The sequence below is a fragment of the Bacillus sp. SCT118 genome (assembly GCF_058566435.1).
Genome location: NZ_CP191225.1, coordinates 2,682,673 through 2,709,488, shown reverse-complemented (window position 1 = coordinate 2,709,488; position 26,816 = coordinate 2,682,673). Strand labels below are relative to the sequence as shown.

The window sequence follows — 26,816 nt, the reverse complement described above, 5'->3', positions numbered from 1 at the left end:
AAAACATGAGCAGACATATTCAATATTCAATTGTTGTACCTGTGTATAATGAAGAGCTTGTCATTCATGAAACCTATCAGCGCTTAAAAGAGGTCATGGATCAAACGAAGGAAAACTACGAGCTGCTTTTTGTCAACGATGGCAGCAAAGACCGCAGTATTGAGATTTTAAGAGAGCACAGCCTGATCGATCCGAAAGTGAAAATTATTGATTTTTCAAGGAATTTTGGACACCAGATCGCCATTACGGCGGGTATGGATTATGCACAGGGGAATGCAATCGTCGTCATTGACGCCGATTTGCAGGACCCTCCTGAACTGATTTTAGATATGATTGAAAAGTGGAAGGAAGGCTATGAGGTCGTGTACGCCGTGCGGACTAAACGAAAAGGGGAAACCTTTTTCAAAAAACAAACCGCGGCTATGTTTTACCGGCTTCTCAGCGGTATGACAGATATTGATATCCCGGTTGATACGGGGGATTTTCGCCTCATGGACAGAAAAGTCTGTGATGAAATGAAGAGATTAAAAGAAAAAAATCCATTTGTAAGAGGGCTAGTCAGCTGGGTGGGCTTTAAACAGACAGCGGTCGAGTATGTACGTGATGAAAGGCTCGCCGGAGAAACAAAGTACCCGCTCAAGAAAATGTTGAAGCTGTCAATGGACGGCATCACGACATTTTCACATAAACCGCTGAAGCTGGCAAGCTATGCGGGGATTTTAATGTCAGGTGCTGGATTTCTGTATATGTTTATCGTGCTGTATCTGAAGCTATTCACAGACAGCACGATTACCGGCTGGTCATCACTTATTGTGATCCAACTCCTGTTCAGCGGCATTGTCCTTCTGATTTTGGGCGTGATCGGCGAATATATCGGCAGAATCTACGATGAAGCCAAAGACAGGCCGCTTTACATCGTCCAAAAATCGTATGGAATTAAAAATAAAAGACTCTATAGAGACCAGCATATGTCATAACCTCAAACCCCCTGTCCGTTACGGACAGGGGGTTTTTATGCTCTGAGCACGATCTAAAGCAAAAGATGCTGATAGATATATGGAAATTGGGTAAAGAAGAGATTGTGAGCTTGTACTGCGGTTCAGTCATGCTGAAATAAAAACAGCAAAACTTAAAGATTTCGTCATCGGCTTTGCTGCATGTCAGCTGTTAGATTGGGGGGCTTTTAAGAAACGCATGATTAGAGCCGTACCAGTTATGTTTAATAGAATACTGGTACCCAATACAATTCCCCACGTCAACGTCGATTCAGAGAGAAGAAAGCTCAGCAAAAGAAAAGCCAATCCTGCGCAGATCATACTCAGTCCAACGGTTTTCATGTTCATGCCTCCTGGTAAACGATGTTTCTAGCATCTGATGAGAATGATGTCAATCTGTATGATATACGTATATCTCGTCTGAAAGTTTCATAGAGCAATTAGGTCTTTTATCTAATAAAAAGCCTCAGACCGCTTTTGCGGCCTGAGGCGTTATGTCTTACGAAGTTTTCTCTTCTTTTTGATCAAGTTTAATTTTTTTCGTCATTTCTTTGCCGTTTCTGAGAATTTTCACTTCAACGGTATCACCGATCTTTGCGTCTTTATATAAGATATTGCGCAATTCACTGCCTGTATCAATTTCTTTACCTTTTAGGCCGATGATAATATCCTCTGCTTTTAATCCGGCCTTTTCAGCAGGAGAGCCTGAAGCGACTTCACGGATGTAAACACCTTTATTCAGCTGGCTGCCGAACAGGCCGAGTGTGCCTTCTTGGTAATTTTGCGGCACTTGTTCTAGATCAAGCATGCTGACACCGATATATGGACGTTCAATTTGACCTTTTGACAGCAGTTCTTCAGCAATCGGTTTTACGTCATTGCTTGGAATGGCAAATCCGATACCCTCAACATCATCCTCACTGATTTTCATACTGTTAATGCCGACAATTTTGCCGTCTGTATTTAACAAAGGACCGCCGCTGTTACCGGGGTTAATTGCTGCGTCAGTCTGAATGACGTTAATGCTCGTTTCGCCGGCTGATGTAGACATTGAAACCGTTCTGTCCACGCCGCTTACAATTCCTTGTGTTACTGTGCGGGACAGATCTTTTCCAAGCGGATCCCCAATCGCAATAACGGTCTCGCCTGTTCTGAGATCAGATGAATCACCGAAGTTTGCCACTTTTGTGACGTGGTCATCACTGATTTGGAGGACGGCTAAATCAGTTAACGAGTCACTGCCTACCAGCTTTGCAGTAACCTCAGTGCCGTCATATAAAGATACCTTCAGTGATGATGCCCCTTCTACGACGTGGTTATTTGTAATGATATAAGCCTTGCCATTCTCTTTTTTGAAAATGACACCTGACCCTGAACCGCTTTCTGTATCTTCGCTGGAATCAGAAGAACTAGAGCCGAACAAAGAGCTGTTTGATTGTGCCTGAAGATTTGTAATACCGACAATCGCTGGTGAAAGGTCTTCTACCATATCTGAGATTTTAGAAGAGTCCTCGCTCTTGAATGCAGATGAGCTGCTTGAGCTTGATGAGCTTTTTTTAGATTCAGAGGAGGTGCTTGTTGCTGTAACAGATTGCGTTTGCTGCTGGCTGGATGATTGTTTTGCAGTGTCCTGAGAATCATGGTCGCTAAGCGGTGTAAACGTATAGATGCCAAGGGCAAGACTGCCGCCGATCACTCCGCCAAGCAACGGTCTGAACCATCCGAATCCTCGTTTTTTCTTCTCCTGATCATGAATGACATTGCGGGCTGAGTAGGAGGCGCTCTGATCGTTCTCTTTCGTTAAAAAGACCTCATTCTCAATACCTTTCGTTCTGTTTTCATCACGATAGTTATCCATCATGTTCACTCCGTTTCTCTATTTTCACATGTCTATTTATATTGATAGGTTTATGACTTGAGTTTATCATAAACAAAAACTGTGGGATAAAAATGAAAAGATTATGGGAAATTGTGAAAAAGTGCGGAAAACGGTACACTTCATATTGTATATGAAAGGACTGAGTCGATGGAACAGATTGGATTGATTGGATATGGCAGCATGGCGGATATGATCGCCAGACAGCTGTTGAAACATGAACAAATAAAAGAGAATGAGCTATTTATTGAGACGAGAACGAAGGGGGAGCGGCTGCGGGCACTCATGTCAGATTATCCAAACGTATCGGCTGATCCGTTGGAGAATTGGGCAAATACGTGCCAATTGATTTTGATATGCGTCCCGCCGCTCCATGTCATCGAAACAATGCGCCGTCTGCACCCGTATGTGAACAGAAATACTCACATCGTATCCATAGCTGCCGGTGTGCCGCTGCGTCTTTTGGAGGCAGAAACAGAAGCGGGTATCTCACGTGTTATTCCTGCCATTACGTCCGAAGCAGAAGCTGGCATCTCACTTGTCGTTCACAGTGAAGCACTGGCTGCGGAGAAGAAAGAGCATCTGAATGAATTGTTATCGGTTTTCAGCCGTGTACGAGAAATCAAAGAATCGAATTTAGATGCGGCCAGCAATTTAACGAGCTCGGCACCGGGATTCATAGCGGCAATCTTTGAAGAGCTGGCACTGTCTGCCGTCAGAAACAGCAGCCTGTCCAAAGAAGAAGCCTTTGATTTTCTGATTCATTCGCTATACGGAACTGGCAAGCTGCTGATCGAAAAAAATATGTCTTTCGAGGAGACGCTGGAACGTGTCGCAACCAAAGGCGGAATAACGGGAGAGGGAGCTGAGGTGATACGTGCCTCTGTGCCGGACGTTTTTGATGAGGTGTTTGAAAGAACCCTGAAAAAATATGAACTGCTTACAGAACTGGTTGGTAAACAGACATGAATCCTTGAAAAAGGATTCTTTTTTTATCACTGAGTGGTTGAGATTTTCCCCAGTTATATTGCATTTTTCCTCTTTTTTTAATATAATCTGTTAGAATATTCATAATTTAGTAAAAAAGGAGGAGCGTTATGAAATTGTACATGTCAGTAGATATGGAAGGTATTTCGGGTCTTCCGGACGATACCTTTGTGGATTCCGGCAAGCGGAATTATGAACGCGGACGGCTTATCATGACTGAAGAAGCCAACTACTGTATTGCTGAAGCATTTAACAGCGGGTGTACCGAGGTGCTGGTCAATGACAGTCATTCGAAGATGAATAATCTGATGGTTGAAAAGCTTCACCCTGAAGCAGACTTGATTTCTGGTGACGTCAAACCATTTTCAATGGTGGAGGGACTGGATGATACGTTTACAGGCGCTTTGTTTCTCGGTTATCATGCGAGAGCCTCGACTCCCGGTGTCATGTCACACAGCATGATTTTCGGCGTCCGTCATTTTTACATAAACGATCGGCCTGTCGGTGAGCTTGGATTAAATGCATACGTTGCCGGATATTATGATGTCCCGGTATTAATGGTAGCCGGGGATGACCGGGCGGCGAAGGAAGCAGAAGAGCTTATCCCGAACGTGACGACAGCCGCAGTCAAACAAACCATTTCAAGATCCGCAGTGAAGTGCTTGTCCCCTGCGAAAGCCGGACGGCTGTTGACAGAAAAAACCGCGTTTGCCCTGCAAAACAAGGACAAAGTCAAGCCGCTCACACCGCCTGACAGGCCAGTTCTGAGCATTGAATTCGCCAATTATGGCCAAGCAGAATGGGCGAATCTGATGCCGGGAACGGAAATCAAGACGGGAACTACAACCGTTCAATTTCAGGCGAAGGACATGCTTGAAGCCTATCAGGCGATGCTTGTCATGACTGAGCTTGCGATGCGGACATCATTCTGCTAAAGGGGTGTTTTAGGCTTTGGCGCGATACATGATAAAGCGTTTTTGGGCAATGGCAGCTACGATTTTGGTGATTACCACCCTGACTTTTGTTCTCATGAAGGTCATTCCTGGATCTCCTTTTAACGAGGAGAGAGGCACAAATGAAGCCGTTCAAAAAAATCTCGAAGCCTACTATCACTTAGACGATCCTCTCATTTTCCAATACATTTTCTACTTAAAATCCATCATTACATTCGATTTCGGACCTTCAATTAAAAAACCGTCGGACAGTGTAAATGATATGCTGGAACGCGGATTTCCCGTTTCCTTTGAGCTTGGGATGACAGCGATTGTCATTGCTGTGATTTCTGGGCTGGTGCTGGGCGTAATCGCTGCACTCCGCCGCAATGGCTTTTTGGACTACGCCGCGATGAGTCTTGCAGTACTCGGCATCTCCATCCCGAATTTTATTCTGGCAACATTGCTCATTCAGCAATTTGCTGTCAATCTCAAACTATTTCCTGCTGCCACATGGACGAGCCCGATTCATATGGTGCTTCCGACCGCAGCGCTTGCTGTAGGGCCAATGGCGATCATTGCCAGGCTGACACGGTCGAGCATGGTCGAAGTTCTGACACAGGATTATATCCGCACAGCAAAAGCAAAAGGGCTTTCTCCGTTCAAAATTATTGTAAAACACGCACTCAGAAATGCACTCATGCCCGTCATTACCGTCCTGGGCACACTCGTCGCCAGCATCTTAACAGGAAGTTTTGTCATTGAAAAAATCTTTGCCATTCCGGGAATGGGAAAATATTTTGTTGAAAGCATTAATCAGCGGGACTATCCCGTGATTATGGGAACGACCGTTTTTTACAGCGTCATTCTGATTATCATGCTGTTTTTGGTCGATTTGGCCTACGGTCTCTTAGACCCGCGCATTAAACTGCATAAGAAAGGGTGAAGCGTGTGAATCTCCCTGTACAAACGGATGAACGCCAGCCAGAACAGCACAATCAGGTGCCTGATGAGTGGTTTGTCTCGAATCAGGAAAAAAATCGGGAAGCCGATTCGGTCAAGCGGCCGAGTTTGTCATACACGCAGGATGCCTGGAGGAGGCTGAAGAAAAATAAATTAGCGATGGCCGGACTCTTTATTCTTTTATTTCTTTTTGTCATGGCAGTTATCGGGCCCTTTTTATCGCCCCATAGTGTCGTACGCCAATCGCTGACAGAACAAAATCTTCCGCCCTCAGCCGATCATTGGTTCGGCACCGATGAACTCGGCCGGGATGTGTTTACCCGAACATGGTATGGCGCGAGAATTTCGTTGTTTGTCGGCGTGATGGCAGCACTGATTGATTTTTTGATCGGTGTCATTTACGGAGGCGTTGCCGGCTATAAAGGTGGCAGGATTGACAGCATTATGATGCGGATTATCGAAGTGCTGTACGGACTGCCGTACCTGCTTGTTGTCATTTTGCTGATGGTGCTCATGGGACCGGGACTGGGCACGATTATTGTGGCGCTGACTGTGACCGGGTGGGTCGGCATGGCGAGAATTGTAAGAGGCCAGGTACTTCAGATTAAAAATTATGAATATGTACTCGCCTCGAAAACCTTTGGCGCGAAAACCTTTCGCATCATCCGGAAGAATTTGCTGCCGAATACTATGGGAGCGATCATCGTACAAATGACATTAACCGTACCTGCCGCTATATTCGCAGAATCATTTTTAAGCTTTCTCGGCCTCGGCATACAGGCTCCGTTTGCAAGTTGGGGCGTGATGGCGAATGACGGCCTGCCTACGATTTTGTCTGGGCATTGGTGGCGCCTGTTTTTTCCGGCCTTTTTCATATCTCTGACGATGTACGCGTTTAATGTGCTGGGGGACGGATTGCAGGATGCGCTTGACCCTAAGCTGAGGAGGTAGCTGTATGGAAAAAGTTCTGTCAGTCAAAAATCTGCACGTGTCTTTTACGACTTACGGCGGGACGGTTCAGGCGGTCAGAGGGGTGAGCTTTGATTTGTATAAAGGAGAAACCTTTGCGATCGTCGGCGAATCCGGCTGCGGCAAAAGCGTTACCTCCCAAAGCATCATGGGCCTGCTTCCGCCTTATTCGGCGAAGGTGACAGAAGGAAGCATTCTATTTAAAAACAAAGACCTTTGCCGTCTCTCTGACAAAGAAATGAGAAGTATAAGGGGAGCCGACATTTCTATGATTTTTCAAGACCCGATGACGGCGTTAAACCCTACGCTGACTGTCGGCGACCAGCTGGGGGAAGCGCTATTGCGCCACAAAAAAATGAGCAAAAAAGCGGCACGGAAAGAGGTGCTTTCCATGCTGTCATTGGTTGGTATTCCAGATCCCGAAGAGCGCTTAAAGCAATATCCCCACCAATTCAGCGGCGGCATGAGACAGCGGATTGTCATTGCGATGGCGCTGATTTGCGAGCCTGACATCTTAATTGCGGATGAACCGACCACCGCCCTGGATGTAACCATTCAGGCCCAGATTTTAGAGCTGTTTAAAGAGATTCAGAGAAAAACGAATGTGTCTGTCATTCTGATTACACATGATTTAGGGGTCGTTGCCCAGGTAGCTGACAGAGTCGCAGTCATGTATGCCGGGAAAATGGCGGAAATCGGCAAGAGAAAAGATATTTTTTATCAGCCGCAGCACCCTTATACAAAAGGACTGCTGGGTTCTGTCCCGCGGCTGGATTTAGATGGCGCGGAGCTGATCCCGATCGACGGAACGCCGCCGGATTTATTTTCGCCTCCGCCGGGCTGCCCGTTTGCCGCCCGCTGTCCGAACAGGATGGTTGTGTGTGACAGGGTGTACCCGGGCCAGACGATCAGATCTGACTCGCACACCGTCAACTGCTGGCTGCAGGATCAACGAGCAGAGCATGCGGTGCTGTCAGGAGATGCGAAGGATTGAACATGAAAAGGGGGAAGAGGATGAAACGAGTGAAAAAGCTATGGGGCATGGGTCTTGCATTAGGACTTTCGTTTGCGCTGATGGGGTGCACAGCAAATGAACAGGCCGGAAAAGAAGGCAGTCATGATAAGGCAAAAACCAGCGGAGAAAAGGTGCTGTATGTAAATAATGAAAATGAACCGACTTCATTCGATCCGCCGATCGGCTTTAATAATGTGTCATGGCAGCCGTTAAATAACATCATGGAGGGGCTGACGCGTCTTGGCAAAGATCATGAGCCCGAGCCGGCAATGGCGGAGAAGTGGTCTGTTTCGAAAGATAATAAAACCTACACATTTACGATTCGGGAAAATGCGAAATGGACAAACGGAGATCCTGTAACAGCCGGAGACTTCGAATACGCGTGGAAGCGGATGCTTGATCCGAAAAAAGGCGCTTCATCGGCATTCCTAGGTTATTTTATTGAAGGCGGCGAAGCATATAACAGCGGGAAAGGGAAAAAAGACGATGTGAAGGTGACGGCAAAGGATGATCGAACCCTTGAAGTTACACTGGAAGCACCGCAAAAATATTTTCTGAGCGTTGTGTCCAATCCTGCGTATTTTCCGGTAAATGAAAAGGTCGATAAAGACAATCCAAAGTGGTTTGCTGAGGCGGATACATTTGTCGGAAACGGCCCGTTTAAGCTGACGGAATGGAAGCATGATGACAGCATCACAATGGAGAAAAGCGACACGTATTGGGATAAAGATACAGTGAAGCTTGATAAGGTGAAATGGGCGATGGTCAGTGACAGAAATACAGATTACCAGATGTTTCAATCAGGGGAACTTGATACCGCTTATGTCCCTGCTGAGCTGAGTGATCAGCTGCTTGATCAGGATAACGTCAATATTGTTGACCAGGCGGGTCTCTATTTCTATCGATTTAATGTCAACATGGAGCCGTTTCAAAATGAAAACATCAGAAAAGCCTTTGCGATGGCTGTGGATCAAGAGGAAATTGTAAAGTACGTCACGAAAAATAATGAAAAACCGGCGCGCGCCTTTGTATCGCCTGGGTTTACGCAGCCTGACGGCAAAGATTTCCGTGAAGCAGGCGGAGACCTGATCTCACCTAACGACAGCAAAGCGAAGCAGCTGCTCGAAAAGGGGATGAAGGAAGAAAACTATAATAAGCTTCCTGCGATCACGCTTACTTACAGCACAAAGCCGGAGCATAAAAAGATTGCCGAAGCTATCCAGCAAAAATTGAAAAATAGCCTCGGAGTCGATGTGAAGTTGGCCAATATGGAATGGAACGTATTTTTAGAGGATCAAAAAGCGCTGAAATTCCAATTCTCTCAAAGCTCATTTTTACCTGATTACGCGGACCCTATCAGTTTTCTGGAAGCCTTCCAAACGGGAAATTCGATGAACCGCACAGGCTGGGCCAATAAAAAATACGATCAGCTGATCAAACAGGCGAAAAATGAAGCCGATGAAAAAACACGGTTCTCTCTTATGCATCAAGCTGAAAAGCTGCTCATCAATGAAGCGCCGATCATTCCGGTTTATTTTTATAATCAGGTTCACCTGCAAAATGAACAAGTAAAGGGAATTGTCCGTCACCCTGTCGGCTATATCGATTTAAAATGGGCAGATAAAAACTGATGGCGGTGATTGAGGAAATACTGCTTCTTTATGCGAAGGAGCGGTATTTTTTCTCTTTCTTGCACGTATACGTAGGGTGCAGAGCAAATGAAAGGAGTGTTTTCGTTGAATTACAAGCCGAAAGCGCTGAAAAAGGGTGATACAGTCGGAGTGATCGCGCCCGCAAGTCCGCCGGATCCAAAAAAGCTTGACACCGCGCTTTTATTTTTAGAAGAGCTCGGTCTTCAGGTGAAGTTGGGCAAGGCGCTGAAAAATCAGCACGGCTATTTAGCGGGACAGGATGATGAGCGGCTGGCGGATCTCCATGAGATGTTCAGAGACGAGGAGGTAAAAGCGGTGTTGTGCGCATGCGGGGGTTTTGGGACAGGACGTATCGCCGCCGGCATTGATTTCAGCTTGATCCGCAAACACCCTAAAATTTTTTGGGGATACAGCGATATTACGTTTTTACATACTGCCATTCATCAAAACACAGGTCTTGTCACCTTCCATGGCCCGATGCTCAGCTCGGATATTGGCCTTGACGACGTTCACCCGCTGACAAAAGCGTCATATAAGCAGCTCTTCCAGGAGACGGAATTCACCTATACAGAAGAGCTTTCTCCGCTGACCGAGCTTGTTCCCGGCAAAGCGGAAGGCGAGCTTGTCGGGGGGAATCTGTCTTTGCTGACGTCTACACTGGGCACGCCATTTGAAATTGATACGAGAGGAAAGCTTCTGTTTATTGAAGATATTGATGAGGAGCCTTATCAAATCGACCGGATGCTGAATCAGCTGAAAATGGCGGGGAAGCTGACGGACGCGGCGGGAATTCTAGTTTGTGATTTTCACAATTGTGTCCCGGTGAAGCGAGAGAAGTCTCTCTCACTTGAGCAGGTGCTGGAAGACTATATTATTTCTGCGGGCAGGCCTGCTCTGAGAGGATTTAAAATCGGTCACTGCTCGCCAAGTATTGCCGTTCCGATCGGTGCGAAAGCTGCTATGAATACAGCAGAAAAAACAGTCGTAATAGAGGCGGGCGTTTCAGAAGGGGCGCTGAAGACATGAAAATCATTCGAATCGAAACAAGCCGAATCGCCGTTCCACTGACAAAGCCGTTTAAAACCGCGCTTCGCACTGTGTATACGGCTGAATCAGTCATAGTAAGGATTACTTATGACAGCGGTGCAGTCGGATGGGGAGAAGCACCCCCGACGTTAGTGATTACAGGAGACAGCATGGATAGCATTGAAAGTGCCATTCACCATGTGTTGAAACCGGCATTGCTTGGAAAAAGCCTGTCCGGCTGTGAGGCCATTCTGCACGACATCCAGCATCTTCTTACAGGAAATATGAGCGCGAAGGCTGCTGTAGAGATGGCGCTATACGACGGCTGGGCGCAGATGTGCGGGCTGCCGCTTTATCAAATGCTTGGCGGATACCGAGATACGCTGGAAACAGACTATACCGTCAGTGTCAACTCACCTGAAGAGATGGCAGCTGATGCCGAAATTTATCTCAAACAAGGCTTTCAAACGCTCAAAATAAAGGTCGGAAAAGATGATATTGCAACAGATATCGCCCGTATCCAGGAAATCAGAAAACGTGTCGGATCAGCTGTGAAACTGCGTTTAGACGCTAATCAGGGGTGGACGCCGAAGGAAGCGGTAACTGCCATTCGGAAAATGGAGGATGCGGGTCTAGGCATTGAGCTTGTCGAGCAGCCTGTCCATAAAGATGATCTCGCTGGGCTTAAAAAGGTGACAGATGCAACAGATACGCCGATTATGGCTGATGAAAGTGTTTTTACACCGCGCCAGGCGTTCGAAGTTCTGCAAACCCGGAGCGCAGACTTGATCAATATTAAATTGATGAAAGCGGGCGGCATCAGCGGAGCAGAGAAAATTAATGCCATGGCGGAGGCCTGCGGGGTGGAGTGTATGGTCGGCAGCATGATCGAAACGAAGCTGGGCATTACGGCCGCGGCGCATTTTGCGGCAAGCAAGAGAAACATCACACGCTTTGATTTTGACGCGCCGCTGATGCTGAAAACAGATGTATTCAAAGGCGGCATAACATATAGCGGCAGCACGATTTCGATGCCTGGCAAACCGGGTCTCGGAATCACCGGGGCTGCGCTTTTGAAAGGGGAAAAAGAGCAATGATGCACACTGTCATATCAGCAGTGGCCAACATCTGGACAGCGCCTGATTCACCGCGTCCGTCTGATCAATTCATGCTTCAACCGACTGTAATGATCAGAGACTGGCTGAAGCGCATGACGTATGATGAACGGCTTAGATTATGTACAGACAATGTAATCCAAACTCAGGTTCTCTTTGGCGAAAAGGTACTTGTGACAGCGGAACAGGGGGAATGGGTTTCTGTGATCGTGCCTAGCCAGCCATCCCGAAAGGATCCACGCGGATACCCAGGCTGGATGAAAAAGAACCAGCTGGAAAAAACAAAGCCCATCCATACACAACACGATGTGATGATCAGCAAACCTGCTGCCTTTTTGTACAGAAGCAATGGGGAAAAGGAGATCGAATTAAGCTTTTTGACGGTTCTCCCCTTCATTGCAAAAGAAAACGGATATTTTAAGGTTTCGACTGTTTTGGGAGAAAGGTTTGTGAAGCAAAGTGATGCAGTGCCTGTCAGCGAACAGAAAGGGACTGCTGAAGACATCATTCAAACGGGAGCTTTTTTTCTCGGACTTCCCTACCTATGGGGAGGAATCAGCGGGTTTGGGTTTGATTGCTCCGGTTTTATGTACAGTATATTTAAGGCGAATGGATACAGCATCCCCCGTGATGCGGGAGATCAGGCTAAGGCGGGGGAGGATGTCCTGCTTGATGATATGAAGGCTGGTGATCTGCTGTTTTTTGCTTATGAGGAAGGAAAAGGAGCGATTCATCACGTCGGTCTCTCCGTTGGCGGCGGGAAAATGCTGCATTCTCCAAAGACAGGGAAGTCAATCGAAATCCTCACATTAAAAGAGACAATCTATGAAAAAGAATTATGTGCGGTGCGCCGCTGTTTTTCAGAATAAGGAGGGAGACAAATGAGGCGACTGCCTTTGTTAGAGGTCAGCCAGCTGAAAATGCATTTTGACGCAGGGAAAAAGCGGACAGTCAAAGCCGTCGACGGGGTCACCTTTCAGATTCATGAAGGAGAAACGTTCGGGCTAGTCGGGGAATCAGGGTGCGGGAAATCAACCTTGGGGAGAGTGCTGATGCGCCTTTATCAGCCGACAGAAGGAAGCGTGACATACCGCGGCACAAATCTTCATGCACTGAGTGAAAAAGAGCAGTTTGCCTTCAACCGCAAACTGCAGATGATTTTTCAGGATCCTTATGCTTCATTGAACCCGCGCATGACCGTTCGAGAAATTATTTTGGAGCCGATGGAGATTCACAATCTCTACAATACCCATAAAGCGCGGCTTCTCGTCGTAGACGAGCTGCTTGAGGCAGTTGGGCTTCATCCCGATTTTGGCAGCCGTTATCCGCATGAATTCAGCGGCGGGCAAAGGCAAAGAATCGGGATTGCGAGAGCACTGTCGCTGAATCCTGAATTTATCGTGGCGGACGAACCGATTTCTGCTCTTGATGTCTCAGTCCAGGCACAGGTGGTCAACCTGCTGAAGCGGCTTCAAAAAGAGAAAGGGCTTACGTTTTTATTCATTGCCCATGATCTTTCGATGGTGAAGCATATCAGTGACAGGATCGGTGTTATGTACTTAGGACACATGATGGAAATTACAGAGAGCGGCACCTTGTATCGTGAACCGCTCCATCCCTATACAAAGGCGCTTTTGTCCTCGATTCCGATTCCAGATCCTGAATTGGAGGACAAGCGTGAGCGTATTCTCTTGAAAGGAGAGCTGCCGAGCCCGGTCAATCCGCCAAGCGGCTGCGTGTTTCGGACCCGCTGTCCGGAGGCGATGCCTGAATGTGGGGAATCTCGTCCCCAGCTTCAAGAAATCGAACCCGGCCGTTTTGTCGCTTGCCATTTGTATCGAAATGCTGAAACGAAGGAAAAAGTGAGATAAATAAAAAGAGTGGCTCCTTTTTACTAGAGCCACTCCATTTGTTTATAGTTGATGTAAAAACTTTACACAAACCGGGTAAGGGACAGAAACCGTTGATGGGAGGAGTGTCAATCGGCCGGTTTCTTTGTCTCTTTCAAACAAGACGAGGTTGCCTGTTTCTTCATTTGAAGCAACGAGGAACCCTTCCGTTGGGTCAAATACAAAGTCACGAGGCCAGTTGCCTTCAGTCGACACTCTTTCTACGAAAGCCAGCTCTCCTGAATATTGATTCACTTCAAATACGGCGATACTGTCATGGCCGCGGTTTGCGACATAAACAAAACGTCCGTCCTCTGTGACATGAATTGCGCTTCCCTGGCTGTTATCTGTAAAATCATCAGGGATGGCAGAAACGACTTGGATTTCTCTAAATTCGCCGGCTGTCGGGTTGTATTCAAGCGCAATCACTTCATTGCTTAATTCTGTCATGACATAAGCGTATTTTTCTTTCGGATGAAAAGCGATATGGCGAGGTCCTGCACCGGGGGCGAAGGAATGGCTTCCGGATTCAGTCAATACGCCGTCTTTCAGCTTATAGGTGTAGAGCTTATCTATACCTAAATCAACCGCTACCACATAATTGTGTTCAGGTGTGAACCCCGCGTAGTGTGTATGCGGTTTTTCTTGTCTTTCGTGCGGCCCTTTTCCTGTGTGAGCGGCCTCTGAAACAGGTGATTGCAAGCTGCCGTCTTCCTGAACCGGAAAAACGTGTACCTTCCCGCTGTGATAATTGGCAGTCAGGACGAATTGATTTTGATCATCAACGCTTACGTGGCATGGCGAAGGGCCATCAATTAACTGATGATTCAGAAATGTCAATTCGCCGCTGTTTTTATCGATTTGATAGGCAGCAACTCCGCCTTGGCCGTCTGCTTTTTCGATGGAATAAAGGATGGTGTTGTTTTTATTCGGCGCCACATATGTCGGGTTGCCCAGCTTAGCGGCCAGCTTTGGCTCGCTGAGTGCTTTTTTCTCAGTATCAAGCTCAAATGAATAAATTCCTTCGCTTCCGCCTTTTGTATATGTTCCCACATATCCTATGTATTTTGTCATGCGATTTCCCCCTTAAAAATGATGTCACCTCTATATTAACGTATCTTGATAAAATAAGCTGTTCAAAACATGAAAAAGGGGAAGTTTCTTCAATCGCCTCGAATCAGCGGCATTGTGCAGCACCTGAAGGAGCCGCCTGATTTAATAATTTCTGACAGGTCAATTTCGATAATGTGATAGCCTCTTTTCGATAGCTGTTGATTGACATGGCGGTTGCCAGGGAGACTGATGATCGTTTTTTTTCCGATTGAAAGGACGTTGGTGCCAAGCGTAAATTGTTCGTCCTCGGGCACCTCAATAAGATCATAACGTTTCGCCAGCATATCGGCTGCCGTTGGCTCAATGGCCTGTGGATAAATTAACGCTTCGCTTTCAGATACAATGTTAAATACGCAGTCCAAATGCAAAAATTTTTCATGAAGCTTCACTGGAACGATCGTATATTCAGAAAGTGCCTCTTCCAGCTGGCCGATAGCTGAAATGTCGGTGCGCTGGCTGATTCCGACATAGACAATGTCATCATCGATAATGACGTCTCCGCCTTCAATACTCGTATCAAGCATACGGGTGTAAGAGATACCTTGGCTGTGAAAAAAATCTTTTATAACGGCTTCTTCTCCTTGGCGAATCGGTTCAGTCATGCTCGACAGGAAGGCTTTCTCTCCGATGACAAATCCTATGTCCCTAGTAAAAACCTGTTCCGGGAGTCCGTCGCGAACGGGCAAAAGGACGACCTCAACGTTATGTGACCTAAGTGCCTCCACTAAGCGGCTGTGCTGGTCGTTGGCGGTTTTTACATGAATATTGTCATCTTCAAAATGTTTTTGTGTTTCGTTTATAACATCTTTTATGGTCATGTGCTCAGGTTTGCATAAGATCACTTTCTGAAGTGTGCCGTATTCCGTTCGGCATACTGTTTTGTGCTGAGATTTCGGGATGGATACGTCCATTTGTTTTTCCTCCTAAAGTGTGAAGAATACATTTATTATTCCCTCATCATGAAAATCATTAAACCATTTTAAATTTTAGACAAATGGAAGAGAATATTGTTTAATAGGAGAATATAAGTGCATTTAGCTAAAAGATCAGACATCAAAGGGGAGAAAGGTATGGAAACACCGGAAACAAGATTTTGTAAAGAGTCAAAGGTTGTAAAAACCAGCAGGGTGTTCCCGCTTGACACGAACAACCATAATACGCTGTTTGGCGGAAAATTAATGAGCTACATCGATGACATTGCCTCTATTTCCGCGGCGCGCCATTGCAGACGTGAAACCGTAACGGCTTCAATGGATTCTGTAGATTTTTTAAAACCGATTGGGCAAAAGGATTCTGTCTGCCTGGAGTCCTATGTGACATGGGTCGGCACATCTTCCATGGAAGTATTTGTAAAAGTTATTAAGGAGCATTTGATGACTGGCGAACGGGAACTCGCTGCCACATCCTTTTTGACATTTGTCGCATTAGATTCAAATGGCAAGCCGGTGCCTGTACCGAGGGTTGTACCGGAAACAGAAGAAGAAATCATGCTGCATAATACAGCTGTACAGCGTGCTAATGAACGTAAGAACCGCAAGAAACACAGCCAGGCGCTTGCAAATGCGCTCGGAACTGATAAGCCTTGGTGAACGTTAAACCCAAAACATAAGTTGTTTTGGGTTTTTTTTGTGCTTTTCAATGGTGATTATTACAATGGTTAGTCCGTTTTTGCTAGGGGATTCTATAAAAAAGCAACAAATGTCATGTTAAATTGATAATTTTGTGACAACTTTATTAAAGATTCATTTTAGATATATCTTTTATTCGTAAGATCTTGTATTTTAAAGATATATTCTGAATACATCTTTTCGAAAGGATTGTTTATAAAATGTTAGATAACAAAACAATCGAAATTATTAAAAGCACTGTACCCGTATTGCAACAGCATGGAGAAACAATCACTGGCCATTTTTACGATCGGATGTTTCAAGACCATCCAGAGCTTTTGAACATTTTTAATCAAACAAACCAAAAGAAAAAAACACAGCGAACTGCACTGGCAAATGCCGTTATTGCAGCTGCGGCAAACATTGACCAATTAGGAAACATCATTCCGGTTGTCAAACAAATCGGCCACAAGCACCGCAGTATCGGAATTAAGCCTGAGCACTACCCAATCGTCGGTAAATATTTGCTGATTGCCATTAAAGATGTATTGGGAGATGCTGCAACTCCTGACATTATGCAGGCATGGGAAAAAGCGTACGGAGTCATTGCTGACGCGTTCATCGGAATTGAAAAAGACATGTATGAACAGGCGGAAGAGCAAGCCGGCGGCTGGAAGGAGTATAAGCCATTCGTTATCGCAAAAAAAGAACGGGAAAGCAAAGAAATTACATCCTTCTATTTGAAACCGGAAGACGGCAAGCCGTTACCTGAATTCCAAGCAGGGCAATATATCAGCATCAAAGTGCGGATTCCTGATTCTGAATATACGCATATCCGCCAGTACAGCCTGTCTGATATGCCGGGAAAAGACTATTATCGAATTTCCGTGAAGAAGGATGGTGTCGTGTCTTCCTACTTACACGATGGGTTGCAGGAGGGAGATTCAATAGAGATCAGCGCACCGGCAGGGGACTTTGTTTTAGATCCTGCATCACAAAAAGATCTCGTTTTGATCAGTGCCGGAGTTGGTATTACACCAATGATCAGCATGCTGAAAACATCTGTTTCCAAACAGCCTGAACGGCAAATTCTGTTCATTCATGCGGCGAAAAACAGTGAATATCATGCATTGCGCCATGAAGTAGAAGAAGCAGCAAAACATTCTGCTGTTAAAACAGCATTTGTGTATCGCGAGCCGACAGAGGAAGACCATGCAGGTGATCTTCAATTTCATGAAGGGCAGATTGATCAGCAATTTCTCAAAGAACTGATTGCCAACACAGATGCGGATTACTATATTTGCGGTTCACCGTCGTTTATTACGGCAATGCATAAGCTTGTATCAGAGCTCGGATCAGCGCCGGAGTCTATCCATTACGAGCTATTCGGCCCGCAATTAAGTTTGGCGCAGTCCGTTTGAACACATACATGAAACTCTTCTCCTTTTTAGAGAAGAGTTTTTTATTGAGATATAAGAAGGTAGACAAGCGCCGGTTTCTACATCCGGACAATCACAGACCCGCCGCCATTTGTGCATACACGGTTTTGCTGTTCTTGCATTGTTCTCAGCAATTCATTGTTTACCTCAATCGCTCTAATTAGTTGCTCCATCCTTAGCTCCAAACCGGCCAGCCTGTCGATTGTTTGCTGCTGGTAGCCCTCGGGTTGGGGAGCCAATGGCAGATCAAAGGGCCAAAGGGTATTCGACTTCTGATTTTTCATATTGCGTATTGCACCTCCAATCGGTGTCACTTTCTATTATGTTATGTTCAGGCGATGTGCACGTTCGCCTATTTAGACCCTGATGCATAGAGGGCCTGCCACGGGGCACAATAGGCTCAATATAACCAGCGGATGGAGGTAAGATCGGTGTTATGGATGATATGGGTATTTTTACTGAAGCCAGTTATCGTATTTTCGATTGCGTATATTTTGTTTCGGCTTGCCGGTAAAAAAGCTGTGTCACAAATGAACAATTTTGATCTGCTTTTGACCTTCGCAATCGGAACCATTATCAGTGAGCCGATCCTTACATCCAAGCTGCCGATGTCTATTTATTATGCGGGTGCTTTTTTGGTGCTTTATCTTATCATGAGCAAGCTCTCTTTATCTAATAAATGGCGATGGCTCCTGGTCGTGAGCCCGACTGTCCTAATCCGAAACGGGGATATTGATGAACGCGGCCTTCGTAAAGAAAGGCTGACTGTTAATGAACTGCTCGGAAAGCTGAGGGAAAAGGGCTATGCCGACCCGGCTGACATTGATCTTGCTATCATTGAAGAAACGGGAGAAGTAAGCGTCATCCCGAAAGAGGAAGCGAGAGCGGTGCAGGTGCGGGATTTGAATATGGAAGCTGAACGGAACTTTATCCCGATTCCGCTCATACTGGATGGCGAAATCCTTGATCATAATTTGAAATATCTCCAAAAAAACCGATCCTGGCTGTTTGAGAAGCTTGAGGAAAAAGGGTACAGGCCTAAATTGCTGTCTTCGATCACCCTAGGCACGATGAATGCGCGAGGTGATATATCCCTTGATTTAAATACCTCTAATGATCCGCAGCATGATCCTTACTTATATAAACCGGGAAATAACAATTAAGATGGCTCTCTCTTGTAATGAGGGCTTTTTTCTTTTTTAAAGGAAATTTTTGTTTGGTGTCAAATGTACCTAGTTAGGAGGGGAACTGAACATGAAGGACTTATCCATACGAAACGACATGGCGCCAACGGTCAGTCTGCTGTATTCCGCAGTGGAAGAAAACAGTCTCCGTCTGGCTTCTATCGTAAGCCATATGACACACAGTGAACTTTACTATAAGGGGCGCTGCCAAACAAAAAACAGCACGGCTCAGCTTTTGCACCATATCACAAATGTTGATATCAGATGGGTCTGGCGTATCAAGGAAAATCGGATACCGGACCATATTGAACAGGCATACGGCCCGATTACAGATAAAAGCGGACGGCTGCCTGAACCGTTGAATCAGCCAGACTTAGATGAACTCCTGAAAAGACATCAGCATGTAGTAGACGAGCTGAAATCGGTATGCTTCACTTTAACTGAACATGCTTTGAACCAGCCGCTTTCCTTCGAAGGTGACACCGCGACGATACGATGGGGAATTTGGCATATGGCAGATCATAACCGCTATCATCAGGCACATATTGAAGCTCTCAAAAAAGAATGGAAGCAGGATGTGGCGAAGTATGAACGCTAAAACGAAGCTTGTGACCGATCGAATTCGTTTGCGCTGTATGGAAGATCAGGATCAAGCCACTTTGTTTGGGCTGCTTTTTAATGATCCTGACGTCATGAGATATTATTCCGGTTTAAAAGATAAGAGGCAAACCCGCGAGTGGGTCAATTGGAACCAACGAAATGAAAAAGGGTACGGCGTTAGTCTGTGGATCGCCGAAGATAAGCGGACAGGGGCGTTTTTGGGGCAATGCGGCATCGTTCCCCAGCAGATCGAAAATCAAACCGTAATGGAAATTGGCTATATGTTTGCCCGCCGCCATTGGGGGAACGGCTATGCGCAAGAAGCGGCTCGGGCTTGTCTGGACTATGGCTTTAACGAGCGGCAGTTCGGCAAAATGGCGGCTTTGATTGACCCGGGTAATAAAGCGTCCATACGGGTAGCGGAGAAAATCGGCATGCATTACAGCAAAACGATCAGAAAATGGAATAAACCGATCGCGGTATATGAAAGAAAATCTTACAATTGAAAGATAGAGCTGAGTTTAGTATGATGATATCATGTAAAGTTTTCTAGGGTTCCGCATGTCAATTGACATGGACTGGTCCGAGAGAAAACACATACGCGTAAATAGAAGCGCGTATGCACACGGAGGGAAAAAAGCCCGGGAGAGTCAATCTCATGTGAGACGACTGTCCGGGGTTTTTTTGTTTTCGGAGAATCTTAAAAGATAGAAAGGAATGACTCAAAATGAAATGGGGATTGGTCGTGCTTGCCGCTGTTTTCGAGGTTGTTTGGGTGATAGGCTTAAAGCACGCTGACTCAGCCTTAACATGGAGCGGCACTGCCATCGGCATCATATTCAGCTTTTATCTTCTAATAAAAGCAACTCACAGTCTGCCTGTTGGTACCGTATATGCCGTCTTTACCGGACTCGGCACAGCGGGAACAGTACTTAGTGAAATTGTTCTGTTTCATGAACCGGTTGGATGGCCGAAGCTATTGTTAATTGGCGTGCTCTTAATCGGTGTAATCGGATTGAAGCTTGTGACACAGGATGAGACAGAGGAAAAAGGAGGCGAGGCATAATGCTGCACTGGATCAGTTTATTGTGCGCGGGCTGTTTAGAAATGGCCGGCGTGGCCCTTATGAATCAATATGCGAAAGAAAAAAGCGTGAAATGGGTGCTGTTGATCATTGTTGGTTTTGCCGCTTCGTTTTCCTTGCTGTCGTACGCAATGGAAACCATTCCGATGGGAACGGCTTACGCGGTCTGGACAGGGATTGGCACCGCCGGCGGGGCGCTTGTCGGCATCCTCTTTTACAAGGAGCAGAAAGACGCCAAACGGATCTTCTTTATCGCGTTGATTTTATGCTCAGCGGTTGGTTTAAAAATTCTGTCATAAATTGATTTTTATCAAATCTTCAGTATAATGGATAAATAGTTTAGACTTACAAAGATAAGAGGGATTATTCATGAAATCATATATGACTCAGCGGTTGGACGAATACCGTGACGGAAATGAGGATAAAGGGCGGCTCTTGGTCAGCTGCCCCGATCAGCCGGGTATCGTCTCTGCCGTTTCCGCGTTTTTATTTGAACACGGTGCCAATATTATAGAATCAAATCAATATACGACAGACCCTGAAGGCGGCCGGTTTTTCCTGAGAATCGAATTCGACTGCGCGGGCATTCGTGAGAAAAAAGCATCTCTTCAGGCGGCGTTTGCCTCTGTTGCGGATAAATTCGACATGACATGGAGCTTAACTTTGGCAAGCGAACTGAAGCGTGTCGCTATTTTCGTTTCAAAGGAGCTCCACTGCCTGCATGAGCTGATTTGGGAATGGCAAACCGGCAACCTGATGGCGGAGATCGCTGTTGTCATCAGTAACCATGAGGAAGCGAGAGAGCTGGTTGAGCGCCTGAACATTCCATTCCACTATATGAAAGCGAACAAAGACATCAGAGCGGAAGTCGAAAAGAAGCAGCTTGAACTGCTGGAGCAGTACGATGTTGATGTCATCGTGCTCGCACGCTATATGCAGATTCTAACTCCTGATTTTGTTTCGGCTCATCCGAATCGCATCATCAATATCCACCATTCATTCCTGCCTGCTTTTATCGGTGCGAATCCGTACAAACGGGCTTACGAGCGCGGCGTGAAACTGATCGGTGCGACATCTCACTATGTGACAAACGATCTTGATGAAGGGCCGATCATTGAACAGGATATTGAGCGCGTGGACCACCGTGATAATACGGAAGCGCTGAAAAACATCGGAAGAACAATTGAACGCAGCGTGCTTGCCCGTGCTGTGAAATGGCATTTGGAAGACCGTGTCATCGTTCATGAAAATAAAACAATCGTCTTTAACTAGACTGCAAGAGGCCCGCGCAATGCGGGCTATTTTTGATGACAAAAAACCTTGACAAGTGTCTTTTTTCTTTGCATAATATAAAAAAATCATTGAGCGTTGAAGAGGATTAGTAAGCAGACCTTTCTGTGACAGAGAGCAAAATGAATCGCTGAAACATTTTGCCGCATGAAACCTGCCGAACCTGCCTTGGAGTCCTAGGGGGAAAACCTAGGCGCATAACCTGGCGTTACAGGAGAGCGGAGCGTGCACAAGCACGTTCAATCAAGGTGGTACCACGGAAACCCATTTCGTCCTTATGAATCAGGATGAAATGGGTTTTTTTATTGTAGAAGAGCCGCGGAGGAGAATAAATGAAAAAACAAAGAATAGTAGTGAAAATAGGAAGCAGTTCGCTCACGAATAGCAAAGGAAGCATTGATGAGGCAAAAATCAGAGAGCATGTTCAGGCGATTTCCGTGTTAAAAAAAGCGGGGCATGAAATGATTCTGATTACCTCGGGTGCCGTTGCGGCGGGGTTTTCCAGCCTCGGTTATCCGTCCCGCCCCGTTACCATCAAAGGAAAACAGGCGGCGGCCGCGGTCGGACAAACACTGTTAATGCAGCAATATATGAATCAATTTAAACAATACTCACTGACTCCGGGACAAATCCTTTTAACGAGAAATGATTTTTCGAAAAGAGAACGGTACCGAAACGCGTATGCTACGATAATGGAATTATTGGAACGCGGCGTCATTCCGATTATCAACGAGAACGATTCTACATCTGTTGAAGAATTGACATTCGGAGATAATGATATGCTTTCTGCGTTAGTCAGCGGATTGATTCACGCGGACCAGCTCATGATTCTCACCGACATCAACGGACTGTATGATGCAAATCCGAATGAAAATCCTGAGGCGAAACGATTTGATTATTTGCCGGAGATCACGCCTGAATTGCTTGGATATGCAGGTTCAGCCGGATCAAAGGTCGGCACCGGCGGAATGAAATCAAAGCTGTTAGCCGCACAAACCGCGCTGTCTCTGGGAGTGAAAGTATTCATTGGAACAGGCAGCGGAGAGCAAAAACTTGCGGATATTTTGGACGGCAGGGGAGACGGCACTTATATCGGAGACAAAGAACTATCTTCGGTTAACAACACAAGGCAGTGGATTCAGTTCCACTCGCCGATATCGGGAGAAATTATCATTGATGCGGGTGCCGAAGAGGCGATGATCCATAATGGAAGCAGTCTTTTGCCCGCTGGCGTTGTGGGTGTGAACGGGAGCTTTCCGAAAGGGGCGGTTGTGGAAGTCAGGGGACCGGGCGGCGTGATCGGCAAAGGCCAAACTCATTACTCCTCTGAGGAGATTATGGAGGCCAAAGGCAAACGCAGTGACGAACTTGATTTTGAGAAAACGTTTGAGGTTATTCATAGGAATGACTGGGTCAATGTAAAAGACTAGGAGGCGGAAAAATGAGTGAAGTTTCTGTAAAAGCGAAGCTGGCGAAAGAAGCAGCAGCCGAAATGATCATGAAAACAACAGCCGAGAAGGATGAGGCGCTCAGCCTCATTGCAAACGGACTCCGCAAAGAACTGGATTTTCTCTTGGCGGAGAATGCAAAAGACATTGAGAACGGAAAAGAGAATGGTTTAACACCGGACATCATTGACCGTCTCACGCTGGATGAGAAACGGATACGCGATATCGCGGACGCGGTGGAGCTCTTAATCGACTTAGCGGACCCAATCGGCGATTCTCTTGAAACGATTGAAAAAGAAAACGGCCTGTTTATTGAAAAAGTCCGTGTGCCGCTCGGTGTCGTAGGAATGATTTATGAGGCGAGGCCAAACGTCACAGTTGATGCGGCTACCCTTTGCCTGAAGACAGGGAACGCGGTTGTGCTGCGGGGGAGCTCCTCAGCCATCCACAGCAACAAAGCGCTCGTCAGTGTCATTCACAGAGCACTTGAGCAATCAGCGCTTCCGATTCACGCTGTGCAGCTGATTGAGGATACGAGCAGAGAGACAGCAAAAGAGCTCTTTACGTTAAATGATGGCTTAGACGTATTGATTCCGCGCGGAGGCAAGAAACTGATTGATCTCGTTGTGAGAGAATCAACAGTTCCTGTATTAGAAACGGGAGCAGGAAACTGCCACATATTCATTGACGAAACAGCCAAACCGCAAATGGCAGAAAAGGTTGTCGTAAATGCCAAAACGCAGCGCCCTTCCGTATGCAACGCGATTGAATCATTGCTGATTCACAAGGCTTGGGCAAGACAGCACGGGAAAGAATTGCTGAACCAGCTGGAAAACGCGGGAGTTGAAATTCGCGGTGATGAATTGGTATGTGAACTTCATCCTTCAAGCAAACAAGCATCAAAAGAAGATTGGGAAACCGAATTTTTAGCGCCTGTCCTCAGCGTAAAGACGGTTGAAAACGTCCAAGAAGCTGTGAAGCATATCCAACAATACGGCACCAATCATTCTGAAGCGATTTTAACTGAAAATGACAAAAACGCGGCATATTTTCAAACGGCTGTCGATGCTGCTGCTGTCTATCATAACGCGTCAACCCGCTTTACCGACGGCTTTGAATTCGGCTACGGAGCCGAAATCGGCATCAGCACGCAAAAGCTTCATGCAAGAGGACCGATGGGGCTTCCTGCACTGACTTCTACAAAATACATCATTAAAGGAACTGGGCAAATCCGTGAATAGCGGGGCAATGTTCAATGAAAAAGCTAATCTTGTAACGAGATTAGCTTTTTTTTATACGAGAAAAATTGACATATCAAATTTAATTGTGTACAATTTAATTGTATAAAATATATTGGGGGAATGAAAAATGAGTCAGCCATTATTTACAGCAACTGTTTCAGCGGTAGGAGGAAGAGAAGGAAAGGTCATTTCATCAGACCGCGTTCTTGAGCTTGATGTCGCAATGCCGGGGACACCGAGAGCCAAGAAATTAGAAAAAGCGACAAATCCAGAGCAGCTGTTTGCAGCAGGTTATGCAGCTTGCTTTGACAGCGCCCTGCAGCTTGTCGCAAGAACAGAACGGGTAAAAGTAGAGACAGAGGTTACGGCGAATGTAAGCCTGTTAAAGGATGAAGCAGACCAGGGCTATAAGCTGGGTGTGACGCTGCAAGTAAAAGGAGAAGGAGTCAGTGCATCAGAATTGGAGGCGCTTGTGAAAAAAGCGCACGGCGTCTGCCCGTATTCAAAAGCAACCTCCGGAAATATTGATGTGACACTTGAAGTTGCTGAATAAATAAAAAGAGGATGCCTGTACAAGGCATCCTCAATTTTTTTGATGAAGTGTTTCCAGCAATGTATATAGAGCGGATTTTAACTGTTTGAGATCCTCCCCAGACTGCTTTGAGAGCCCCAGAATTGTCTCTGGAATATCAACCGCTTTTTCTTTTAATAACGCTCCGTCCTCTGTCAGGCTGATCAACACGGACCGCTCATCCTCTTCAGATCTTTTTCTCGTAATCAAACCCTGTTGTTCCATTCGTTTAAGCATCGGAGTGAGCGTCCCTGAATCTAAATACAGCTGTTCGCCCATTTTTTTGACAGTAAGCGTTTCATGTTCCCATAACAATAGCAAAGCCAAATATTGAGGGTATGTTATATTCAGCTTATCAAGCAGCGGCTTGTATTGCTTTGTCATTTCCCGCGAACTCGCATATAGCAAAAAACAAAGCTGATTCTCCAATTTCATATGATCAAATTTATTTTCCATTTTGTTCACCAACTCTTTTTTGTCATTCGATTCTATTGTATCTGAAAAACCTCACTTTTCCTATTCTCGGCAAACTTAGCATGTTTAAAAAGATCAGAAAGGGAAATATAACAACTAGATACAAATAAGGAGGTTGGGAAATATGTCACTATTTACAGCAAAAGTAACCGCGCGAGGCGGACGGGCAGGACATATTACATCAGATGACGGTGTTCTTGATTTTGATATTGTCATGCCAAATGCCAAAAAAGAAGGACAAACCGGCACAAATCCGGAACAGCTCTTTGCGGCAGGGTATGCTGCATGCTTCGGCGGCGCGCTCGAACACGTAGCCAAAGAGCAGAATATCGAAATTGATTCGGAGATTGAAGGGCAGGTCAGCCTCATGAAGGATGAGAGCGACGGCGGGTTTAAAATTGGTGTCACACTTGTTGTGAACACGAAAGATTTAGATCGGGAAAAGGCACAAGAGCTTGTCAACGCCGCTCATGAATTCTGTCCTTACTCAAAGGCAACCAGAGGAAATGTTGATGTAAAACTAGAATTAAAATAATGACCGGCATCCTGAGGGTTCTCAGGATGTTTTTTTGTGTCGGAGCGGGTGTGATCTTTTCGAGGTCTGAGACATTTCTTATAAATGGATTCAGACTTATATCCATTATGAATTGACGCGGAACGGGGTAGGAGTGGGCACAGATTATTGATAAAACGTCAGAGAAGCGATCACAGCGTTTAAAGCCTGCAAAAGTTACAGATGAAGGGGGCGGCTGGCTCGGTGTCTGCCAAGCTGAATTCCGGCTCGCATGATTGCTGTTTTGTATTTGCACAGGGCAAAGCGGCTACTTGGAGAAATAACAAGGATCAGGCCGCACATGCCTGATCCTTTTAATATTCTTTCTTGTTGGCAAAATCCCGCCATGCCTGAAACGGGGATAAATGCTCCATAAGAGTCACTTGATAAAAGGGGATCGTTCTTTCTTCAGCAGGTTTATCAATTTCTTTATAAATGAATGAATCATCAAACCCGGCTTCGGCAGCGTCAGTGTGCTCAGCTGCATAGAAAACGGCTTTAGGCCGGGCCCAGTAGATGGCGCCCAAGCACATTGGGCATGGTTCACAGCTCGTATACAAAATGCAGTCATCAAGCTGGTATGCTCCTAGCACCTTACAGGCTTTCCGAATAGCAGTGACTTCCGCGTGGGCAGTCGGATCATTGCTTGTTGTGACGTTGTTCTGTCCCTCGGCAATAATGACTCCGTCTTTCACGATAACGGCTCCAAAAGGCCCGCCGATTCCTGCATTCACTCCTTCACATGCGAGAGTGACAGCCCGTTTTAAGAACGTTTCATGATTCATCCCAATCC

At 46.0% G+C, this 26,816-nt stretch carries 29 protein-coding genes, 1 riboswitch and 1 other annotated feature; of the genes, 23 read left to right on the top strand and 6 right to left on the bottom strand.

Going from position 1 to position 26,816, the window contains the following annotated elements:
- The first annotated feature begins 5 nt into the window (after positions 1 to 5).
- A complete protein-coding gene (locus tag ACQVGT_RS13745) occupies positions 6 to 977 on the top strand; it encodes a glycosyltransferase family 2 protein (protein WP_015483135.1) in 972 nt (323 codons plus the stop codon).
- A 517-nt stretch (positions 978 to 1,494) separates the two neighbouring features.
- Here the strand turns inward: ACQVGT_RS13745 and htrA are convergent.
- Entirely contained in the window at positions 1,495 to 2,853 is a 1,359-nt protein-coding gene (gene htrA, locus ACQVGT_RS13740) for a serine protease HtrA (protein WP_015483137.1), read from the bottom strand.
- 168 nt (positions 2,854 to 3,021) lie between these two features.
- On the opposite strand from htrA, the gene proG reads away from it, so the two are divergent.
- The 10 genes from proG (at position 3,022) to ACQVGT_RS13690 (ending at position 13,401) form a co-directional block, all read left to right on the top strand.
- On the top strand, positions 3,022 to 3,840 hold the full coding sequence (gene proG / locus ACQVGT_RS13735) for a pyrroline-5-carboxylate reductase ProG (RefSeq protein ID WP_015483138.1): 819 nt from the start codon (positions 3,022 to 3,024) through the stop codon (positions 3,838 to 3,840).
- A 128-nt stretch (positions 3,841 to 3,968) separates the two neighbouring features.
- Positions 3,969 to 4,793, top strand: a complete 825-nt coding sequence (gene dppA, locus ACQVGT_RS13730; protein WP_014479576.1) for a D-aminopeptidase DppA — start codon at positions 3,969 to 3,971, stop codon at positions 4,791 to 4,793.
- Between the two features lie 16 nt (positions 4,794 to 4,809).
- A complete protein-coding gene (gene dppB, locus ACQVGT_RS13725) occupies positions 4,810 to 5,736 on the top strand; it encodes a dipeptide ABC transporter permease DppB (RefSeq protein ID WP_003245446.1) in 927 nt (308 codons plus the stop codon).
- A gap of 5 nt (positions 5,737 to 5,741) precedes the next feature.
- Positions 5,742 to 6,704 (top strand): dipeptide ABC transporter permease DppC, encoded by a 963-nt coding sequence (dppC, locus tag ACQVGT_RS13720; RefSeq protein ID WP_014476568.1) that lies wholly within the window; start codon positions 5,742 to 5,744, stop codon positions 6,702 to 6,704.
- A gap of 4 nt (positions 6,705 to 6,708) precedes the next feature.
- Positions 6,709 to 7,716: a dipeptide ABC transporter ATP-binding subunit DppD gene (gene dppD / locus ACQVGT_RS13715; RefSeq protein WP_015383458.1), complete on the top strand. Its 1,008-nt coding sequence runs from the start codon at positions 6,709 to 6,711 to the stop codon at positions 7,714 to 7,716.
- Positions 7,717 to 7,718: 2 nt separating this feature from the next.
- A complete protein-coding gene (gene dppE / locus ACQVGT_RS13710; RefSeq protein ID WP_080030723.1) occupies positions 7,719 to 9,368 on the top strand; it encodes a dipeptide ABC transporter substrate-binding protein DppE in 1,650 nt (549 codons plus the stop codon).
- 87 nt (positions 9,369 to 9,455) lie between these two features.
- The gene (locus tag ACQVGT_RS13705; RefSeq protein ID WP_015383459.1) at positions 9,456 to 10,415 is read left to right on the top strand and encodes a S66 peptidase family protein; all 960 of its coding nucleotides are present in this window, start codon (positions 9,456 to 9,458) and stop codon (positions 10,413 to 10,415) included.
- A complete protein-coding gene (ykfB, locus tag ACQVGT_RS13700) occupies positions 10,412 to 11,512 on the top strand; it encodes an L-Ala-D/L-Glu epimerase (protein WP_015383460.1) in 1,101 nt (366 codons plus the stop codon). The genes ACQVGT_RS13705 and ykfB overlap by 4 nt, the downstream gene beginning before the upstream one ends.
- The gene (eepC, locus tag ACQVGT_RS13695; protein WP_015383461.1) at positions 11,509 to 12,399 is read left to right on the top strand and encodes a gamma-D-glutamyl-L-lysine dipeptidyl-peptidase; all 891 of its coding nucleotides are present in this window, start codon (positions 11,509 to 11,511) and stop codon (positions 12,397 to 12,399) included. The genes ykfB and eepC overlap by 4 nt, the downstream gene beginning before the upstream one ends.
- 12 nt (positions 12,400 to 12,411) lie before the next feature.
- Positions 12,412 to 13,401 carry an ABC transporter ATP-binding protein gene (locus tag ACQVGT_RS13690; RefSeq protein WP_015483140.1) on the top strand — a complete coding sequence of 330 codons (990 nt, stop codon included), beginning with the start codon at positions 12,412 to 12,414 and terminating at the stop codon, positions 13,399 to 13,401.
- A gap of 42 nt (positions 13,402 to 13,443) precedes the next feature.
- Here ACQVGT_RS13690 and pgl read toward each other — a convergent pair whose 3' ends face one another.
- Both pgl and ACQVGT_RS13680 read right to left on the bottom strand, forming a co-directional pair.
- Positions 13,444 to 14,493: a 6-phosphogluconolactonase gene (pgl, locus tag ACQVGT_RS13685; protein ID WP_015383463.1), complete on the bottom strand. Its 1,050-nt coding sequence runs from the start codon at positions 14,491 to 14,493 to the stop codon at positions 13,444 to 13,446.
- Between the two features lie 89 nt (positions 14,494 to 14,582).
- Positions 14,583 to 15,443 (bottom strand): dimethylarginine dimethylaminohydrolase family protein, encoded by an 861-nt coding sequence (locus ACQVGT_RS13680; protein ID WP_015383464.1) that lies wholly within the window; start codon positions 15,441 to 15,443, stop codon positions 14,583 to 14,585.
- 159 nt (positions 15,444 to 15,602) lie between these two features.
- Here ACQVGT_RS13680 and ACQVGT_RS13675 point away from each other — a divergent pair, with 159 nt between their 5' ends.
- Together ACQVGT_RS13675 and hmpA are read left to right on the top strand one after the other, a co-directional pair.
- Entirely contained in the window at positions 15,603 to 16,121 is a 519-nt protein-coding gene (locus ACQVGT_RS13675; protein WP_003232595.1) for an acyl-CoA thioesterase, read from the top strand.
- Between the two features lie 239 nt (positions 16,122 to 16,360).
- Positions 16,361 to 17,560, top strand: coding sequence for an NO-inducible flavohemoprotein (gene hmpA, locus ACQVGT_RS13670; RefSeq protein ID WP_015383465.1), 1,200 nt, complete (start codon positions 16,361 to 16,363; stop codon positions 17,558 to 17,560).
- A 77-nt stretch (positions 17,561 to 17,637) separates the two neighbouring features.
- Here the strand turns inward: hmpA and ACQVGT_RS13665 are convergent, their stop codons facing one another.
- Positions 17,638 to 17,862: a hypothetical protein gene (locus tag ACQVGT_RS13665; RefSeq protein WP_015252245.1), complete on the bottom strand. Its 225-nt coding sequence runs from the start codon at positions 17,860 to 17,862 to the stop codon at positions 17,638 to 17,640.
- A gap of 147 nt (positions 17,863 to 18,009) precedes the next feature.
- On the opposite strand from ACQVGT_RS13665, the gene ACQVGT_RS13660 reads away from it, so the two are divergent.
- From ACQVGT_RS13660 to ACQVGT_RS13620, 9 genes are all read left to right on the top strand, one after another.
- On the top strand, positions 18,010 to 18,741 hold the full coding sequence (locus ACQVGT_RS13660; protein ID WP_015383466.1) for a DUF421 domain-containing protein: 732 nt from the start codon (positions 18,010 to 18,012) through the stop codon (positions 18,739 to 18,741).
- Positions 18,742 to 18,832: 91 nt separating this feature from the next.
- The gene (locus ACQVGT_RS13655) at positions 18,833 to 19,360 is read left to right on the top strand and encodes a DinB family protein (protein WP_015483141.1); all 528 of its coding nucleotides are present in this window, start codon (positions 18,833 to 18,835) and stop codon (positions 19,358 to 19,360) included.
- A complete protein-coding gene (locus tag ACQVGT_RS13650; protein ID WP_015483142.1) occupies positions 19,350 to 19,868 on the top strand; it encodes a GNAT family N-acetyltransferase in 519 nt (172 codons plus the stop codon). The genes ACQVGT_RS13655 and ACQVGT_RS13650 overlap by 11 nt, the downstream gene beginning before the upstream one ends.
- A gap of 32 nt (positions 19,869 to 19,900) precedes the next feature.
- A riboswitch (guanidine-I (ykkC/yxkD leader) is annotated at positions 19,901 to 20,012 on the top strand.
- Between the two features lie 77 nt (positions 20,013 to 20,089).
- Complete coding sequence (ykkC, locus tag ACQVGT_RS13645; RefSeq protein WP_015383469.1) at positions 20,090 to 20,428, top strand: multidrug efflux SMR transporter subunit YkkC; 339 nt, start codon at positions 20,090 to 20,092, stop codon at positions 20,426 to 20,428.
- Positions 20,428 to 20,745: a multidrug efflux SMR transporter subunit YkkD gene (gene ykkD / locus ACQVGT_RS13640; RefSeq protein WP_014476583.1), complete on the top strand. Its 318-nt coding sequence runs from the start codon at positions 20,428 to 20,430 to the stop codon at positions 20,743 to 20,745. The genes ykkC and ykkD overlap by 1 nt, the downstream gene beginning before the upstream one ends.
- Positions 20,746 to 20,815: 70 nt before the next feature.
- The gene (gene purU / locus ACQVGT_RS13635; protein WP_015383471.1) at positions 20,816 to 21,718 is read left to right on the top strand and encodes a formyltetrahydrofolate deformylase; all 903 of its coding nucleotides are present in this window, start codon (positions 20,816 to 20,818) and stop codon (positions 21,716 to 21,718) included.
- Between the two features lie 87 nt (positions 21,719 to 21,805).
- Positions 21,806 to 22,016 (top strand) — a binding site (T-box leader).
- A 52-nt stretch (positions 22,017 to 22,068) separates the two neighbouring features.
- Positions 22,069 to 23,166 carry a glutamate 5-kinase gene (proB, locus tag ACQVGT_RS13630; protein ID WP_014479591.1) on the top strand — a complete coding sequence of 366 codons (1,098 nt, stop codon included), beginning with the start codon at positions 22,069 to 22,071 and terminating at the stop codon, positions 23,164 to 23,166.
- A gap of 11 nt (positions 23,167 to 23,177) precedes the next feature.
- A complete protein-coding gene (gene proA / locus ACQVGT_RS13625; protein ID WP_015383472.1) occupies positions 23,178 to 24,425 on the top strand; it encodes a glutamate-5-semialdehyde dehydrogenase in 1,248 nt (415 codons plus the stop codon).
- 127 nt (positions 24,426 to 24,552) lie between these two features.
- Positions 24,553 to 24,978 (top strand): organic hydroperoxide resistance protein, encoded by a 426-nt coding sequence (locus ACQVGT_RS13620; protein ID WP_003232574.1) that lies wholly within the window; start codon positions 24,553 to 24,555, stop codon positions 24,976 to 24,978.
- A gap of 30 nt (positions 24,979 to 25,008) precedes the next feature.
- On the opposite strand, the gene ohrR is transcribed toward ACQVGT_RS13620, so the two are convergent.
- Positions 25,009 to 25,452: an organic hydroperoxide resistance transcriptional regulator OhrR gene (gene ohrR / locus ACQVGT_RS13615; protein WP_014476587.1), complete on the bottom strand. Its 444-nt coding sequence runs from the start codon at positions 25,450 to 25,452 to the stop codon at positions 25,009 to 25,011.
- A gap of 142 nt (positions 25,453 to 25,594) precedes the next feature.
- On the opposite strand from ohrR, the gene ohrB reads away from it, so the two are divergent.
- Positions 25,595 to 26,005, top strand: coding sequence for an organic hydroperoxide resistance protein OhrB (gene ohrB / locus ACQVGT_RS13610; RefSeq protein ID WP_015383474.1), 411 nt, complete (start codon positions 25,595 to 25,597; stop codon positions 26,003 to 26,005).
- Positions 26,006 to 26,337: 332 nt separating this feature from the next.
- Here ohrB and guaD read toward each other — a convergent pair whose 3' ends face one another.
- Positions 26,338 to 26,808 carry a guanine deaminase gene (guaD, locus tag ACQVGT_RS13605; protein ID WP_015483143.1) on the bottom strand — a complete coding sequence of 157 codons (471 nt, stop codon included), beginning with the start codon at positions 26,806 to 26,808 and terminating at the stop codon, positions 26,338 to 26,340.
- Positions 26,809 to 26,816: the final 8 nt, after the last annotated feature.

What these genes read in the sequence shown, in the direction of transcription:
- ACQVGT_RS13745 (WP_015483135.1), top strand. Translation starts at nt 6, where the DNA reads ATGAGCAGACATATTCAATATTCAATTGTTGTACCTGTGTATAATGAA.
- htrA (WP_015483137.1), bottom strand. Translation starts at nt 2,853, where the DNA reads ATGGATAACTATCGTGATGAAAACAGAACGAAAGGTATTGAGAATGAG.
- proG (WP_015483138.1), top strand. Translation starts at nt 3,022, where the DNA reads ATGGAACAGATTGGATTGATTGGATATGGCAGCATGGCGGATATGATC.
- dppA (WP_014479576.1), top strand. Translation starts at nt 3,969, where the DNA reads ATGAAATTGTACATGTCAGTAGATATGGAAGGTATTTCGGGTCTTCCG.
- dppD (WP_015383458.1), top strand. Translation starts at nt 6,709, where the DNA reads ATGGAAAAAGTTCTGTCAGTCAAAAATCTGCACGTGTCTTTTACGACT.
- dppE (WP_080030723.1), top strand. Translation starts at nt 7,719, where the DNA reads ATGAAAAGGGGGAAGAGGATGAAACGAGTGAAAAAGCTATGGGGCATG.
- ACQVGT_RS13705 (WP_015383459.1), top strand. Translation starts at nt 9,456, where the DNA reads ATGAAAGGAGTGTTTTCGTTGAATTACAAGCCGAAAGCGCTGAAAAAG.
- ykfB (WP_015383460.1), top strand. Translation starts at nt 10,412, where the DNA reads ATGAAAATCATTCGAATCGAAACAAGCCGAATCGCCGTTCCACTGACA.
- eepC (WP_015383461.1), top strand. Translation starts at nt 11,509, where the DNA reads ATGATGCACACTGTCATATCAGCAGTGGCCAACATCTGGACAGCGCCT.
- ACQVGT_RS13690 (WP_015483140.1), top strand. Translation starts at nt 12,412, where the DNA reads ATGAGGCGACTGCCTTTGTTAGAGGTCAGCCAGCTGAAAATGCATTTT.
- pgl (WP_015383463.1), bottom strand. Translation starts at nt 14,493, where the DNA reads ATGACAAAATACATAGGATATGTGGGAACATATACAAAAGGCGGAAGC.
- ACQVGT_RS13680 (WP_015383464.1), bottom strand. Translation starts at nt 15,443, where the DNA reads ATGGACGTATCCATCCCGAAATCTCAGCACAAAACAGTATGCCGAACG.
- ACQVGT_RS13675 (WP_003232595.1), top strand. Translation starts at nt 15,603, where the DNA reads ATGGAAACACCGGAAACAAGATTTTGTAAAGAGTCAAAGGTTGTAAAA.
- hmpA (WP_015383465.1), top strand. Translation starts at nt 16,361, where the DNA reads ATGTTAGATAACAAAACAATCGAAATTATTAAAAGCACTGTACCCGTA.
- ACQVGT_RS13665 (WP_015252245.1), bottom strand. Translation starts at nt 17,862, where the DNA reads ATGAAAAATCAGAAGTCGAATACCCTTTGGCCCTTTGATCTGCCATTG.
- ACQVGT_RS13655 (WP_015483141.1), top strand. Translation starts at nt 18,833, where the DNA reads ATGAAGGACTTATCCATACGAAACGACATGGCGCCAACGGTCAGTCTG.
- ACQVGT_RS13650 (WP_015483142.1), top strand. Translation starts at nt 19,350, where the DNA reads ATGAACGCTAAAACGAAGCTTGTGACCGATCGAATTCGTTTGCGCTGT.
- ykkC (WP_015383469.1), top strand. Translation starts at nt 20,090, where the DNA reads ATGAAATGGGGATTGGTCGTGCTTGCCGCTGTTTTCGAGGTTGTTTGG.
- ykkD (WP_014476583.1), top strand. Translation starts at nt 20,428, where the DNA reads ATGCTGCACTGGATCAGTTTATTGTGCGCGGGCTGTTTAGAAATGGCC.
- purU (WP_015383471.1), top strand. Translation starts at nt 20,816, where the DNA reads ATGAAATCATATATGACTCAGCGGTTGGACGAATACCGTGACGGAAAT.
- proB (WP_014479591.1), top strand. Translation starts at nt 22,069, where the DNA reads ATGAAAAAACAAAGAATAGTAGTGAAAATAGGAAGCAGTTCGCTCACG.
- proA (WP_015383472.1), top strand. Translation starts at nt 23,178, where the DNA reads ATGAGTGAAGTTTCTGTAAAAGCGAAGCTGGCGAAAGAAGCAGCAGCC.
- ACQVGT_RS13620 (WP_003232574.1), top strand. Translation starts at nt 24,553, where the DNA reads ATGAGTCAGCCATTATTTACAGCAACTGTTTCAGCGGTAGGAGGAAGA.
- ohrR (WP_014476587.1), bottom strand. Translation starts at nt 25,452, where the DNA reads ATGGAAAATAAATTTGATCATATGAAATTGGAGAATCAGCTTTGTTTT.
- ohrB (WP_015383474.1), top strand. Translation starts at nt 25,595, where the DNA reads ATGTCACTATTTACAGCAAAAGTAACCGCGCGAGGCGGACGGGCAGGA.
- guaD (WP_015483143.1), bottom strand. Translation starts at nt 26,808, where the DNA reads ATGAATCATGAAACGTTCTTAAAACGGGCTGTCACTCTCGCATGTGAA.